The 13,190-nt window shown below is 61.1% G+C and carries 23 protein-coding genes; 22 read left to right on the plus strand and 1 reads right to left on the minus strand.

All coding sequences use genetic code 11. The annotated features are described in order from the left end of the window. Both AX730_RS19345 and AX730_RS06725 read left to right on the plus strand, forming a co-directional pair. Nucleotides 1-318 (plus strand): hypothetical protein (locus AX730_RS19345; RefSeq protein WP_232310194.1); only part of this gene is annotated, 318 nt, incomplete at its 5' end. Next, nucleotides 260-1,153: a DUF3560 domain-containing protein gene (locus tag AX730_RS06725; RefSeq protein ID WP_083537773.1), complete on the plus strand. Its 894-nt coding sequence runs from the start codon at nt 260-262 to the stop codon at nt 1,151-1,153. The genes AX730_RS19345 and AX730_RS06725, both read left to right, overlap by 59 nt. A 44-nt stretch (nt 1,154-1,197) precedes the next feature. Here the strand turns inward: AX730_RS06725 and AX730_RS06730 are convergent, their stop codons facing one another. Further along, complete coding sequence (locus AX730_RS06730; RefSeq protein ID WP_157074133.1) at nt 1,198-2,109, minus strand: hypothetical protein; 912 nt, start codon at nt 2,107-2,109, stop codon at nt 1,198-1,200. Between the two features lie 694 nt (nt 2,110-2,803). Here AX730_RS06730 and AX730_RS06735 point away from each other — a divergent pair. From AX730_RS06735 to AX730_RS18830, 20 genes are all read left to right on the plus strand, one after another. Then, nucleotides 2,804-3,364 (plus strand): hypothetical protein, encoded by a 561-nt coding sequence (locus tag AX730_RS06735; RefSeq protein WP_062353823.1) that lies wholly within the window; start codon nt 2,804-2,806, stop codon nt 3,362-3,364. A gap of 76 nt (nt 3,365-3,440) precedes the next feature. Continuing rightward, nucleotides 3,441-3,677 carry a hypothetical protein gene (locus AX730_RS18810; RefSeq protein WP_157074134.1) on the plus strand — a complete coding sequence of 79 codons (237 nt, stop codon included), beginning with the start codon at nt 3,441-3,443 and terminating at the stop codon, nt 3,675-3,677. After that, nucleotides 3,643-4,500, plus strand: a complete 858-nt coding sequence (locus tag AX730_RS06740) for an ArdC-like ssDNA-binding domain-containing protein (RefSeq protein WP_062353826.1) — start codon at nt 3,643-3,645, stop codon at nt 4,498-4,500. The genes AX730_RS18810 and AX730_RS06740 overlap by 35 nt, the downstream gene beginning before the upstream one ends. Before the next feature lie 120 nt (nt 4,501-4,620). Next, nucleotides 4,621-5,661, plus strand: coding sequence for a YadA-like family protein (locus AX730_RS18410; RefSeq protein WP_083537775.1), 1,041 nt, complete (start codon nt 4,621-4,623; stop codon nt 5,659-5,661). Next, nucleotides 5,661-6,059, plus strand: a complete 399-nt coding sequence (locus AX730_RS18815) for a carboxypeptidase-like regulatory domain-containing protein (protein WP_157074135.1) — start codon at nt 5,661-5,663, stop codon at nt 6,057-6,059. Before AX730_RS18410 ends, AX730_RS18815 begins: the two co-directional genes overlap by 1 nt. 303 nt (nt 6,060-6,362) lie before the next feature. After that, on the plus strand, nt 6,363-6,764 hold the full coding sequence (locus AX730_RS06755) for a JAB domain-containing protein (protein ID WP_269746988.1): 402 nt from the start codon (nt 6,363-6,365) through the stop codon (nt 6,762-6,764). A 41-nt stretch (nt 6,765-6,805) separates the two neighbouring features. After that, nucleotides 6,806-7,411 carry an ankyrin repeat domain-containing protein gene (locus AX730_RS06760; protein ID WP_062353836.1) on the plus strand — a complete coding sequence of 202 codons (606 nt, stop codon included), beginning with the start codon at nt 6,806-6,808 and terminating at the stop codon, nt 7,409-7,411. A gap of 83 nt (nt 7,412-7,494) precedes the next feature. Beyond that, the gene (locus AX730_RS18820; RefSeq protein WP_157074136.1) at nt 7,495-7,707 is read left to right on the plus strand and encodes a hypothetical protein; all 213 of its coding nucleotides are present in this window, start codon (nt 7,495-7,497) and stop codon (nt 7,705-7,707) included. Continuing rightward, the gene (locus tag AX730_RS06765) at nt 7,704-8,681 is read left to right on the plus strand and encodes an ArdC family protein (RefSeq protein WP_062353839.1); all 978 of its coding nucleotides are present in this window, start codon (nt 7,704-7,706) and stop codon (nt 8,679-8,681) included. The genes AX730_RS18820 and AX730_RS06765 overlap by 4 nt, the downstream gene beginning before the upstream one ends. 255 nt (nt 8,682-8,936) lie before the next feature. Next, nucleotides 8,937-9,383 carry a hypothetical protein gene (locus AX730_RS06770; protein ID WP_062353842.1) on the plus strand — a complete coding sequence of 149 codons (447 nt, stop codon included), beginning with the start codon at nt 8,937-8,939 and terminating at the stop codon, nt 9,381-9,383. Beyond that, nucleotides 9,380-9,601: a hypothetical protein gene (locus AX730_RS06775; RefSeq protein WP_062353845.1), complete on the plus strand. Its 222-nt coding sequence runs from the start codon at nt 9,380-9,382 to the stop codon at nt 9,599-9,601. Before AX730_RS06770 ends, AX730_RS06775 begins: the two co-directional genes overlap by 4 nt. Continuing rightward, a complete protein-coding gene (locus tag AX730_RS06780) occupies nt 9,601-9,879 on the plus strand; it encodes a hypothetical protein (protein ID WP_062353847.1) in 279 nt (92 codons plus the stop codon). Before AX730_RS06775 ends, AX730_RS06780 begins: the two co-directional genes overlap by 1 nt. Further along, the gene (locus AX730_RS06785; protein ID WP_062353850.1) at nt 9,876-10,148 is read left to right on the plus strand and encodes a hypothetical protein; all 273 of its coding nucleotides are present in this window, start codon (nt 9,876-9,878) and stop codon (nt 10,146-10,148) included. The genes AX730_RS06780 and AX730_RS06785 overlap by 4 nt, the downstream gene beginning before the upstream one ends. After that, nucleotides 10,148-10,561 carry a DUF6573 family protein gene (locus tag AX730_RS06790; protein WP_062353853.1) on the plus strand — a complete coding sequence of 138 codons (414 nt, stop codon included), beginning with the start codon at nt 10,148-10,150 and terminating at the stop codon, nt 10,559-10,561. Before AX730_RS06785 ends, AX730_RS06790 begins: the two co-directional genes overlap by 1 nt. A gap of 49 nt (nt 10,562-10,610) precedes the next feature. Continuing rightward, entirely contained in the window at nt 10,611-10,922 is a 312-nt protein-coding gene (locus AX730_RS06795) for a hypothetical protein (RefSeq protein WP_157074137.1), read from the plus strand. Further along, complete coding sequence (locus tag AX730_RS06800; RefSeq protein WP_062353857.1) at nt 10,915-11,427, plus strand: hypothetical protein; 513 nt, start codon at nt 10,915-10,917, stop codon at nt 11,425-11,427. The genes AX730_RS06795 and AX730_RS06800 overlap by 8 nt, the downstream gene beginning before the upstream one ends. Nucleotides 11,428-11,715: 288 nt before the next feature. Continuing rightward, entirely contained in the window at nt 11,716-12,306 is a 591-nt protein-coding gene (locus AX730_RS06810) for a nucleotide-binding protein (protein WP_083537776.1), read from the plus strand. Next, a complete protein-coding gene (locus AX730_RS18825) occupies nt 12,303-12,473 on the plus strand; it encodes a hypothetical protein (protein WP_157074138.1) in 171 nt (56 codons plus the stop codon). The genes AX730_RS06810 and AX730_RS18825 overlap by 4 nt, the downstream gene beginning before the upstream one ends. Then, the gene (locus tag AX730_RS06815) at nt 12,460-12,753 is read left to right on the plus strand and encodes a hypothetical protein (protein WP_157074139.1); all 294 of its coding nucleotides are present in this window, start codon (nt 12,460-12,462) and stop codon (nt 12,751-12,753) included. Before AX730_RS18825 ends, AX730_RS06815 begins: the two co-directional genes overlap by 14 nt. Before the next feature lie 264 nt (nt 12,754-13,017). Further along, nucleotides 13,018-13,155 carry a hypothetical protein gene (locus AX730_RS18830; RefSeq protein ID WP_157074140.1) on the plus strand — a complete coding sequence of 46 codons (138 nt, stop codon included), beginning with the start codon at nt 13,018-13,020 and terminating at the stop codon, nt 13,153-13,155. Nucleotides 13,156-13,190: the final 35 nt, after the last annotated feature.

Raw genomic sequence — 13,190 nt, forward strand, 5'->3', positions numbered from 1 at the left:
CGGTCATTGCCATCAATTATGGCAACCGGATGTCTACGAAAGGCTGGCCGGTCCACGCATCAAACCTACTACTGCCCTGATTGCGGCTGTGACGAAATCTACTTCGACGGACAGGTGCAGTTGGATCCCGTAACACAGACATGGATTTTGCTCGAAGTTCATAGCCAACCATGGTGTCGCGACTGCGAGGACACGATTTACGAGGCCAAGTTCGGAGATCCCACCGAATATCAGTCAACAAACGCACAGGAAGAGGGTCATGAGCCGGAAGAAGAACAGGCCTCAGACCCCGAAGGAGGTGCGCCTGATCGCATTTGATCGGCACCCCTGTTTTTCCCACCTATCACTCCCATCAAAGAGAACATTTATGAACATTTATGAAGAGCATTTGGCACAACGTAAAGCACGGTTGTTGGAGCGCGCCCAGGAAGCCAGCGATAAGTCCGCGGCGCTATTTCAGCAGGAGCGTGAAATGGCGCAACACGTACCACTTGGACAGCCCATTCTTGTTGGGCATCACTCCGAGGGTCGTCATCGCCGTTATCTGTCGCAAATGGATGGCCTGACGAGGAAGCAGATTGCTTTGGATCGCCTGGCGGAAGATCTCAAACAGCAGGCCGAAACCGTCGGGACAGGTGGTATTTCTTCTGATGATCCGGAGGCAATCCAAAAGCTTGAAGCGCAGTTGGCAGCGCGTGAGGTTGAACAAGCCACGATGAAGGAATTCAACAAGCGCGTGAAGAAGTTGGCCACCGAAGAAGAGCGAAAGAACTTGGCGAAGGCCATGTTGTCCGAAGATCAACAGCTCATGCTGACGCGCGTTCGTTTCGGAAAAGAAGGGTTCCCGAAGTACGAGCTGACGAACAATGGAGCCCGCATCCGCCGAATTCGCGCAAGGATCGAAGAGTTGAGGAAGTCCGAAGTCGCGGAAAACATCGAGGTGGAGGGTCGAGACTTCTTTTATGTTGAAGATCCCGATCAAAACCGGGCCATCTTCTCGTTCACGGGTAAGCCATACGACAAAACGCGCGAGTTGTTGAAGCAACATGGTTGGAAATGGTCGCCAACCAGGGGTGATTGGGTTCGATTGCTGACCGCCAATGCGAGGCGTGATGGGCGATACCTCTGTACCAAGTTCGATGAAATCGATTAGATCATTGATGAGAAACGAGAACGGCGCCTTAGGGCGCCGTTCTTTTACAAGCACGGCTTCGCCCTGGCGGCCGCCGCCCTCCTGGCGGCATCGTTTTGGGCATTGAAACGTCCTCCTTTCGACTTTTGCTTGTCCTCCGCCTTCAACAGTTTCACCTTGGTGGGCTTCTTTTCGACGTACACCATGTCGCTTTCAACGCGAAAGGTTTTGATGTAGGACCGCTCGCAGGCTTCCAGTGTTTCGCCAGCCTCACGCAGTCGATAACGAAACCGCCGCATATCCAGGTTGGTGCCGCACATGCGATGGAGTTCCTGGACGGTCACATTGCGATACGACGCCCACGTTGCGAAGTAGTTGTTCAACCACATGGCGAGCAGGTTGCGGCCTAAGCCAGCCATTCGCATCACGTCGTTGTCCAGTGTCTCATCATCCAGCAGGATGGCGAGGTCGGGATTGAGGCGAATACGAACCTGCTTGGTCGCTTCATCTTTTTCTACGGCATCCAGCAGATTTCCGACATAGCGGCTTCGATGGGAGGCCAAGAAGACACGTGTGCCTTGCAGGTCCACCAGCAGCTTCCATAGGGCTTTCCGCTGATCGTGATCGCGGTACTCCTTCCCCATCATTTGGAGAATGAAGTTGGCGGGCACAACGAACTTCTCGCCGGATATGCCGTTGATGAGCTTGCCCAGATAGATCACCGCTTGCCAGGCAAGTAAATGCTCTTGGTTGAGGTGGGGACCGTCGCAGGCGATATCGATCCCCAAAGGGCCGCTTTCAAATGCAATCTTTTTGGTGTCCTTGGAGCCCAATCGATCCCGGCGTAGCCCTGTTTTGGCAACGCTAAATAACTCGCTTCGCAGAAACGAAATCGGTACCTGGGCAAAGGGAGTGAACGTCTCGCTGGCGCGTGCCTGCGGAAGTTCGGCGGTGGAGGTTGGCTGTGGAGTGTCCATGTAAGACACTAAATCCGCACAGCACGCCGTCAAGCCGTCAGGCTCTGCATCCCGTTTTGATGGGGCGGCGATCAGTGACGCCAGGGGCGGCGATCAGTGACGTTTGGGGCGGCGAGCAGTGACACTTGGCCGAAACAGGGGCGGCGATCAGTGACACCTGCACCCAGGGAGGGGCGGCGATCAGTGACAAATGGGGCGGCGATTGATGACGCTAATCTTTTAGCGAAATCGCGGCAACATCCTGATTCGACGCGAGAAATCGACGTGAAGCCGCCGCCGAAACGCGCTGCAGGTTTTGAGGCTTTTAAAGCTTTTAGGCTTTTAAAACCTCAAGGCTGAGGGTGCGCGAGGCGCACGGATCCTTTCGGATCGGAGGTGGAGCAAGAGCGCCGGGGGCTACGCCCCGCCGGCCCAGGGTAGTGGATGTGTCTACGCCATCCAATCGCGCCCTTTGGGCGCGGGCATCTGGCCGGTGGCCAGGACCTTGGCCGCCATAGGCGGCCTGCCTTCGGCCCGGAACATGCGGAAGTCATCACCTGATCCAAGTGCGAAGCCGCGGCGCGCCAGCGCCGCAAGAGCCTAGGCCCTTGTCCAGATCACAGGCCGCCACAGGCGGCCGTACTCGGCGCGCGGAGCCGACCACCGCGCATCAGCTGGCATACTTCGGCTCAACCCCTTGCCGGATATGACAACCATGGCCCTGCGCGACATGACAGCCGTCGAAGCGCGCTTGCTCCGTCGCGTGGAGAAGTTGACCCAAGCCCATGAGGCGCACGACCCGCTGAAACCCTCCAAGGCATGGAAGCAAACCATGACCGAGGACGAGATGGCGGAGCACATGGGGGCACTGCTGGACGCCTACGAGTTGGTAGCTCCACACATCCAACGGCGCGACCTGCTGGTGGCCTTGCGCAACCTGCTACGCGCCCACCCCAAGCTGCGGCTGCGCGGCGTGCAAGCCCAGCAGCCGGACAACTACATCACCCACGATGGCGCGCCCTTCTACTGGGGCGGCGTTCGCAAGGGCAAGGACGGCATCGTGCCAGGCGGCGTAGGTCGCTTCCCCCTGGACCTGTTCCGCTACGCTCAGACCCCAGAAGGCAAGGCACGCCAAGAAGCAGGCGAGCCGTTGTTCCACCCCATCGACTCCGCCGAGGGCAAGCGAGTGGCACGCAAGCATCGTCGTGAGAAGACCGCCTACGACTCGAAGGAAGGTAAGGCCTTGTTGCGTCTGCGTACGCGGCAAGCGCGCTAACCGTATCGGATCGCACTTCCCGACTTGCGGGCACCGAGACCCGCCCCAGACTGGACAGGGCATAGAGGAGCCTGTCATGTCTGACCCGAACTTCACCGATGACGATGTCTTGATGGCTGCCGACCGCTTTGAGGTCGAGCACTATCAGCACGGTACGCACATGCGTCTTGCCGATGACTGGTGGGAGCCGGGCAAGCATCTGTCCACGGTGGAGGACTGCCGCAGGTATGCCAGGACATCGTTGGAGCGAGGGCTCAAGTTATCGATCAAGGCACGCCATGGATCTCAAGGAATACCGGAAGCTGCAAGCTGACAGCTTCTACGACAACCTCCGGGAGGCCACTGCGCCCCCGTTCTTCTACTGGCAGGACCCCGACACACCGTTGCCCCAGATTGGTGGCGAACCCCGCGGTATCTCGGGCCACTGTTTCGAGGCCGACAATGCGTTGCAGCTGGCCATGGCCGCCAAGGCACAGGGCTTCCAGAGTCCCTACTGGATGGGCTTCGACCAGGCCAAGGAAGCAGGGGGGCATGTGCGCAAGGGCGAGTTGGGCACCAAGATGCTGCAGTGGTACCGCAAGGACGGCGAGTTGAAGTCGAAGATCCCGGTGACCGTGTACAACGGCGACCAGATCAAGGGCATCGAGTGGCCACGTCCTACGGGCCTGACCCCAGAACAGCAAGCTGCACGCCAGGCTGGCTTGGACGCGCTACTTCCCCCACGGAAGAAAGCGCCCACGCTGCAGCAGTACAACGACCGATTGAAGGAAGTCCTGGCCGAGAAGTTCCCGGCCAACGATGACCCGCGGGAGAACGCACGCATGACCTTGTGCCGCGAGTATGCCGCCATGACGGCGCAAGCTAGGCTGGGGCTGCCTCGCCAAGTAGATCCCTCTCTGGCCCAGGACTTGAAGCCCTTCATCGAACGCCGGCCACACCCGATGGATCTGGTGCGGGCCATGGAAGAGGCGTATCGGGTCGTGGGCGAAATCGGCATCCCCGCGCTGGTGTACGACCAGATCCCGCGCAAGGAGATGGAGCGCAAAGTCAAGCCCGCGAAGGAGCCGAGTCCCAAGCGGGAGCGCAGCAAGGCACCTGCCAAGGGCAAGGACATGGAAAACGAAATCCCATTCTGACGAGCCGGCTCGCAGATTTCACAAGGACAGGGGCGGCTTGGCCGTCCTTCGTCTTTGTGTAGGTTGCCAGAAATGGCATCGTGGTTAGGTTGAGTGTGGTTTCCACCACTCCACACTCCCATGAAGAAGATCACAGCAATCCTCGCGCTCGGCTTGATGACCGGCGCTGTCAACGCACAGACCTACAACCCGCAACTGGAGTCCTACGCCTGCGATGGCGCGAACGCGACCGGTTCGTCCTCGACCGCCTGCGGTCCATTCTCCGAAGCGTCCGGCACGGGCGCGACAGCGTACGGCGATCAGGCGAATGCCTCGGGGCAAGGTTCCACAGCCACTGGCAACTACGCAGAAGCCTCCGGACAAAGCTCCACCGCCACGGGTGCCGAGAGCGAGGCCACCGCCACACAGGCAACTGCTACTGGCCATTCCTCATCCGCAACCGGTGCTGGCGCCACCGCGGCTGGTGCCCAAGCCGACGCATCAGGTGTCGCCGCCACTGCTACGGGTGTTGCCTCCCAGGCCAGCGGTGACTACGCAACCGCTTCGGGCGCGACGGCCCAGGCCACGGGATACGCTGCTAACGCCTACGGCAACAATGCACGTGCCACAGCGCAAGGTGCTAACGCCTACGGGTCGGCAAGCGTGGCGTCAGCCACCAACGCCGTTGCTCTGGGGCAGGGCTCCAATGCCGGCCACGCCAACTCGGTAGCCATCGGTGCAGGGACACGCACCACTCAGGCTAACGAAGTGGCCATGGGCAACCGCCGCGTCACGCAGGTAGCCAACGGCTCGATCTCCCAGGGTTCGACGGACGCCATCAATGGTGGCCAGGTCTGGGACATTCTCCAGAACCTGCCCAACGGCTCCAACTTCGACGAGACCCTGTGGAACGACCGCTGGGACAACATCAACAACCGCTTTGGTGAAGTCGGCAAGCGCATCGACGGCCTAGGTGCCCAGATGGGAGCCATGAGCATGATGGCTGCAGCCCCCGGTGAAGGTGGCTTGTCCGTCGGTGTCGGCTACTCCGGCAGTTCTGCCGCAGTGGCAGTGGGCTGGTCCAAGCGCTTCAACGACCGCGTGTCCATGGCCGTAGGTGCCTCCTTCGGTGGCGGCAACAAGGCGGTGATCGGCGTGGGCCTGCGGATCGGAGGTCGCTGATGAAGGCGCTTTTCCTATCCCTCCTGCTGCTCCTGCCGTTTGCCTCTCACGCAGGTGAGCTGTCCTCCGACTTCCGTGGCCGAATAGTCGATGCGGCAGGCCACCCCTTACCTGGTGCAGTCATGCTCATCGAGCATGTCGAGACTGGCCGTATCACCCGGCACGTCGCCAATGCCAAGGGTCGCTGGCACGCACTGGGCAAGCGATCGGATGGCACGTATCGCGTGTCGTGCTTCGCTCCCAACGCGCAAATGCCTGCAGTGCGCTTCCAAGGTCGCGTGGCCTTGGGCCAGGTCCATGTTCGCAACTGCGTACTTGGTGAGGTCGATGACCGATCTCCTGCATGGTTGTCCTCTTGGCAGTGGCGGCAATCGCCCGGAGACCGTTTCGTTATCTAGCTTCCTGTGGGGATCTCGTGTGGAGGTTCACCCCATGGGGGAGGCGGCACTTCGGTGCCGCTTCTTTTTTGCACTCGTGGTTGCCTCTGGCGCGCAGGCTGGCTCCGGACACGTTGCCGGGTCGGTCCAGGCCGCAAGCCTACGGCTGGTCCGCTTTGCTACCCCCTTCGGTGCGGCCCGGCCTGGTGGCCCCGGCGTTGGTCCTGCGCACGCCAATCCGGCGCGCCAGAGATCACCATCATGCGAGTCCCGAAGCCGCTTACCTCCGAGCAGAGCCGCCTCCTGGAACAGGCTGAAGCCCTCATGCGCTCACGCATCCGAGCTGATGGAACCCAGCTGTCCGACCCGTCGGCCGCGGGCTCCATGTTCCGCTACCGCTTGGCCAACCATGAGCGTGAAGTCTTCTCGGTCGCCTTCCTCGACACGCGCCACAAGGTGATCGCGGTGGAAGACCTTTTCGCAGGTACCTTGGATGGCGCGGAAGTGCATCCCAGAGAAATCGCCAAACGCGCCCTAACGCTCGGGTCCGCAGCGATCATCTGCGCGCACAATCACCCCTCTAACAACGGTGAGCCGAGTGCGGCTGACCGCAGCTGCACGGCCAGGTTGAAGCAGGCACTGGCCCTCGTAGACATTCGCCTCCTTGACCATTTCGTCGTCACCGCTGACGGCTACACCTCCATGGCCGCAAGGGGCTGGGTCTAACCCGGCCTTGCCATCCTGGTCATCCCTTCAATACTGCTGGGATGGCCATCCATCTTGCGCTGCTGGATCTGGTTCGCGAACTCATGTCGCCCAAGCACTTGGACTTCGTGGCGCTTCGTCGTGCGTGCGGGGACGCGCATGCGCTGGTCGATGTGTTGGCCAGTGGTGTCGACCCGAACAGCTGGGACGAACGGGGCGCATCGATGCTTCACATGTCAGGGCTGTCCCTGGATGTCGTCCAGTTGCTGCTAGCCGCAGGAGCAGACCCGGATGCGCGGTGGTATGGCGGCCACGGCCGCACGCCCCTGTTCTTCGCCACTGAGCATGGCGTTCCCACGTTGCTGTACCACGCTGGCGCCGATCTCGAAGCGCGCGATGTCGATGGGCTCACGCCTCTGCTGTTCAACATTCAATACGGCGCTGTCGAGCTGGTGGAGGAACTGCTCCTCTTGGGCGCGGATGATGCAGCCCAGGACGACGCAGGCTTGGGAGTTCTGGACTACGCCAGTCTGGTGGCGACTGAGGCGACGCGACAGCGCCTAACGGACATCTTCCAGCGCCGGCATCGTTCGTTCGTGTTGCGTGAACACCTGCAAGGCGTGGCATCGAAGACGCCGACGGTAGTGGAATCTCCACGCCGTTTCTGATCTGCGTTGTACTTCGCACGGTGTCATCTTCCGGCCACGCGAGCGCTTCCTACCCTGGGAGTCCCCAGTCTGGATGTTCTCCCATGGAAGACGCACTCTCACTCCGCGATGCTCTCGATGCAGCACCACGCTATCGCGTCGTGCGGACGGCCGACGGCTTCGATATTGAGCCAGGCTCCGCCGACGACGACCTGTTCGACCTGGACCAGTGCGACGCCATCATCTGGTTCTCGTTGGAGCGGGGCTATCTGGTGTCGACGGACGAGCGTGTAGGCCTGACTCCGTCTGGGCCATGAAGCTCGCGGAAGTTGCGCAACAACAGGCTGCGCTACTCATCGATCTCATGGCGCAGGGCAAGCCCTTCTTGCCCTTCCTGAAGCCGGGTGATCCCCACACGATCAACCAGATGCCCTACAACCCAACGACGGGGCGCGCCTATCGGGGCGGGAACCGCGTGATGCTCTGGATCGTGTCGATGGTCCATGACTACGAAGACACACGCTGGCTGACCTACAAGCAGGCGCTATCGTTGGGTGCCCAAGTGCGCAGGGGCGAGAAGTCCATTCCACTGCGACGCGTGATCTATCCCGACGAACGTGATGCCAACGGCGCTCTGGTCATGCCCGGGATCGACACCCCGAAATCATTCCCGTTCAACGTATTCAACGCATGCCAGGTGGATGGCTTACCACCGCCGCCCGTCCGTCCAGAACTCACGCCCATGGAACGCATGGAGCGCTGTGATGCATTGTTGAAGGCGATAGGCGCGGTCATCGAATACGGTTCGGCGCAGCCGCACTACTCGCCCCGTTCGGACAAGATCGGCTTGCCCTACCCGGAGCGCTTCATCTCCCGGGATGCCTTCTATGCCGTGGCCATGCATGAGTTGGCCCATTGGACTGGCGCCCAACATCGATTGAACCGGGATCTGTCCGGTGCGTTTGGCTCGGAGTCTTACGCCCGCGAAGAGATGGTCGCTGAAGTGGCCTCACACGTGGTCGGCGTCGAGCTTCAAATCGGTCACGACCCTCACCAGCATGCCGCGTATATCCATCACTGGATGCGGATCGCAAAGGAAGATCCGAGCTACCTGTACACGGCCGCTTCCCAGGCAGAGAAGGTGTGCGATTTCATTGGGCTGGAGCGTTTCCGATTCGAGCCGTTGTTGAAGGAAGTCGAACAAGAACTGGAAGGCGTACCTCTGGTGTTCCCAGCGATAGAAGACGCAAAGCCGATTTCTCGGTCGATGGAAAACAACATCGAGATGTAGGCCGAACGCGCCCGTCGTGAACCGATCACGGATCGGCCCCAAGGGCTCGGTCGCTCGCCCAACTGCCGATCAGAGCGCTTCGCGTGTGCCTTTCGCCGTCGCTCAATCAGTCAAGGGGCGTTCGGCCACCCGTGTCCTCGTGCCTGTGGGCCGCGCCAGCGACCTCACTTCCTCCCTTGACTGCGCTCCGCCTGCCGGCGGCCGGGTCTCCATCCGGAAACATCGCGGGGGCATGTCCCCGGTAGGAGACCAACAATGAAAGAACGGGAGACGTGGTTCTGTGCCACCTGCGGCAGCCGGGATATCCGGCATGACGCCATCGTGCAGTACGACCCGGAGAGCGGCGAGTTCGATGTCCTGTCCGTTCTCGATGGAACGTGGTGCGAAGCTTGCGAAGAGCACCGCCCGGGACAAGGTGAACCGACCTTCGCTATCCCACCAGCCTTCACGGTTGTGGTGTCGATCAATGAAGGTCCGAGCCAAGGCTTGATCCTGCTGCAGCGCCCGCTCGCTGACAACGATGCATTGGACTTGCGCGGAGTGGCCGACGAAGTCGCCCAGTCCCGAGGGCAGGCCATCGACGAGCAAGACGGCGGGGTCCCTGATTGTGCGGGAGACATCCGCGTGGAGTTCCGCCACGACCCGGACAACACGGTATCGATCTTTTCCGGCCGGTCCTTCTACTTCGCGAGGGCGGCATGAACTGGCAGCAGGCATTGACTGCCTACGACGCCCACCTGGCCGAGGACGGCCGGATCGTACGCAAGGGCAACACCTTGGGCGTGGTCATTACCGAGAAGAAGAACCGTCTGCGTATCGAGTCCGTGGCCGGCACCTTGCTGGCGTCAGGTCCCGTGAAGCCCGAGACGGTAGAGCGGTTCGTCGAGAGTTTCTGGTTCTGGCGGAAGGAGGTCCACTGATGGCCAAGTACACATTCGACATTCGCCTTGCCAAGATCGTGCCGCACACGACATCGATTTCGGTGGAAGCTGACGACATCGCCAGCGCTATCGAACAGGTACGACGTGCCGATGCAGACGGAGCGGTCTGGGAACCCGAAAGCGGCTACTGGGCCGACGACCTGATGGTGGATGGCCTGCGACGGGGCGTGCTGGACTTCAAGGTCCAGGGCGAGCCCATCGATGAGTTGAGCCTTGCATGGTTCAAGCGCTGGGAAGCCAAGCAGGTGGCCGCATGAGGCGGCGAACCGGACCCATCGAGCAGGGATACGTGCGCCGAGTCTCGCCCACGGCCTGCTCGGTCATGGCCTTTCCGGGCTCCTCGGTCGAGGACATGGAGCAACTACGGTTCCTGGCCCGGCAGTACGCCCAGCAGGTGCCCTTCGGCCTGGACTGGCCGTTGAACTTCTGGGCCTCAGAAATCGCATACCACCGCGGCGACCACGCCGCCCGTTGCTGGCTGGATGGCTACTTCCAGCGGCACCACACCACCGATACGAGGCACTGATGAACGACACATTCTGGGGCGAACCCATTTCCGTCTATACCCGCGCCCAGGCGCTGGCCGACGGCGTGCTGGTCGATTTGACCGCTCAAGCCCGACCCTACGGCTTCAAGATCCCGTTCGCCTGCACCGAGGCGGTCTGGCTTTCCATCCAGTGGACCGAATCAACCGAGGCCCGCAAGCCCGATGCCACTGGCCAGTCCACCGACGGCCGGCTCCACGATGTCCTGTCCCTGGCGCGCATGGCCGCGCAAGGCGCAGCCCAGGCGGGCGCGGCGGTCGCGGAGTTCGAGGTGCTGATGGTGCCCGTCGACGGGAAGGCGATGGCAGCCCGGACCCAGATGTTCCGGCTGGTGGTGTCGGGTGGTGACCAGGGCGAGCCGGTCCTGACCCTGATGCTGCCGGGGGAAAGCTGATATCCGTGGATATCACGATGGTCACTCCACATCGTACGGCGTTGGCGAGATGCCGTTCCTGTTCGCAGGATCAAGGGTTGCCGAAAACTGCATCGATCCGACACTGGTTGAACCACACACCAGGAAGCTCGCCATGTCCCGTTTCGTCATGCCTGACTACGATCCCGCGCTCACGAAGACGCTTCACGAAGTCATCGTGTCCGAGAAGGTCCGCAAGCTCCAATCCATGCTGCAGAAACGCAACGGATCGCTGGTCTACGTCGACGACCAGGCTTACGCCTTGGCCAAGATCCACATGCCAAAGCAACTTCCGCGGCTGGACGATCACATGCGCCGGCACTTCTACGGCATCCATGACTGACCAGCGAACCCTGCATCGGATCATCGATCTGCGCACCCGGCATTGCCTGTCGTTGCGCCAGATCGGCACGCATGTAGGTCTGTCCGGCGAGCAGGTGCGCAAGCTGCTGGTTCGTGAAGGTATCTCCATGGCGCGGACGCCACCTCATTCCATCGTTCCGAAGAAGCGCAACACCCTGGACGAGTCCGTCGTTCGGGCTGTCTATGGCTGCAGCGTGGAAGACCTAGCCAAGATCCAACAGGGCCTATTGCTGACGGATCACACATCACCCGCGTTTTTCTACCGGACACAGCGCTACCGCTACCTGTACGGGAATGGCTGGGCATTCACCTTCCCGGACTGGTGGCAGCTATGGAAGACATCGTGGGCGCGGCGTGTTCCTGATCGCCTGGTCATGGTCCCCATGGATCGATCGCAACCCGTAGGACCGGACAACGCCGAGATCCTGACACGCTCGCAGGTCATGAAGCGCTTCCAGCGCGAGAGACGGCTGACCCAAGCCTGACTCCGGGTGTCGCCATTCCCGCGTGCGCCGTATCCGCTCGCATTTCAGGCAGTTGCCAATAACAGCTACCGATACACGATGGAATAAGGATATCGGTCGATATCCGTTGATATCACGCGATACCCAGGGCCTCCACATGCGCCAAAAGTCCAACGCCAGCCTCTACCTGTACACCTTCCTCGGCCTCCTATTTGGACTGGCCTCCCTGGTGGATCTCCCCACCATGACCAGCCGAGCCATGGCCCTCCAGGAGGCTCGAGCGGAAGCAGCCGTTCGGGCATTCGGGTTGTGATCCACCTGTCTGTCGTCTCGCCCAAGGGCGGGGTGGGTAAGACCATGCTGGCCCTGCAGCTGGCGGCATCGTTTGCCCGCGATGGCCATCGAACCTGCTTGGTCGACCACGATCCGCAGGGCTCATCTCTCGTATTCGGCAAGCTGGCTGAGCGAGCGGGTATCGAACTGCCATTCGTTCCCACTTGCGCACGGGTCAGCGGTTTCGATGTCTATATCCATGACCACCCGCCGGGATTGGCAGAGGCTTACCCGTCGCGTATCGCCATCGTGCCCACCTTGCTGGACGCGCCGTCCTTCCTGATCCATCGGCGCGGACTGCGGCACCTGGAAGAACGTGGACTGATTGTTGTACCCGTGGCATCGCGCTTTCGGTCGGATCGCAAGCAACAGCGGGACCTAGTGGCCGAACATTTCACTGACCAGCCCGTGATCAGGGACCGCGACCTGTACCCGACGCTGTACGGCCGGGGCCTCACCGTCATCGATGGACGGGGCGTTCCTCACCTGACCAAGGCCCAGAACGAGATTGAAGTACTGCGAATGGCTGTCGATGGAGCGATCGCCCTTACGGGGAGTGGCTCATGACGACGCGCACCTTGATCTGGAGGCTTGATGGTCGACTGGAAGAAGTCGAGGCCTGCGACACCTCACCCGAGGAGACGGTCATTGCGATCCGCGACCACAACGAACTGGATCTGATCAGGGCGCTGGCCCGCTTACCCGAACAGGAGAACGACGATGAGCTGGAATGAGTTGGATGCAGACGACCTGGCCAAGGTTTCGTACCCCTCGCAGCAACGAGGTGTGCGGATTGAACGATCGCCGGGACCGCCCAAGATCTACGTGGAGGTCGAGCCGCTGGAAGACACCAAGCCCATGCTGCTGCGTACTTCGCCAGAGCTGCATGCTCGGCTAGAGCGGTCAGTCCAGGGCAATCGAAGCATGGCACTGCTGGCACTGATCGAGGAGGCCTTGGAGCGGCTGGAGTCGGGACACGAGTGTTGGCGTGTGATTGCCCGCGATATCAAGTGATATCCGCGCGAGAGGAGCAGGAGCCAGAGCGTTTGGATGGGGATTAGGGCGAGGGGCCCATGCTCCGCACTGGACACGATGCGTCTAGTTGAGCCACATCCAGAAGTGCCAATCGACCAAGCGCCGAAAGGGGCTTTTTCTTTTGCTGCTCCGCGTAGTGATACGCAGTTTCAGGGGCTTGACGAGTTGCCATTTACAGCTTCCTACACATACTGAGATTAGGCCAAACGAAAGCCTGAAACCCCCACAAATCGAGACAACGACATGAGCCTCTTTGACCGCATTGCCCACTCCCAAGAACACTCTTTCATCGCCCTGCGTACCAATGGCCTCGTGGCCGCAGCTCTCCTCGGGCTGGCCCTGCTCACGGTTGTTGTCTTCCCGACGTCCCCCCGCTTTTGAGTAGCACGCCGGTTTGGAGTCCAATTCCCCAACCC

Origin of the sequence: Pseudoxanthomonas mexicana (assembly GCF_001556105.1) — a bacterium.
GTDB classification, from domain to species: Bacteria; Pseudomonadota; Gammaproteobacteria; order Xanthomonadales; family Xanthomonadaceae; genus Pseudoxanthomonas_A; species Pseudoxanthomonas_A mexicana_A.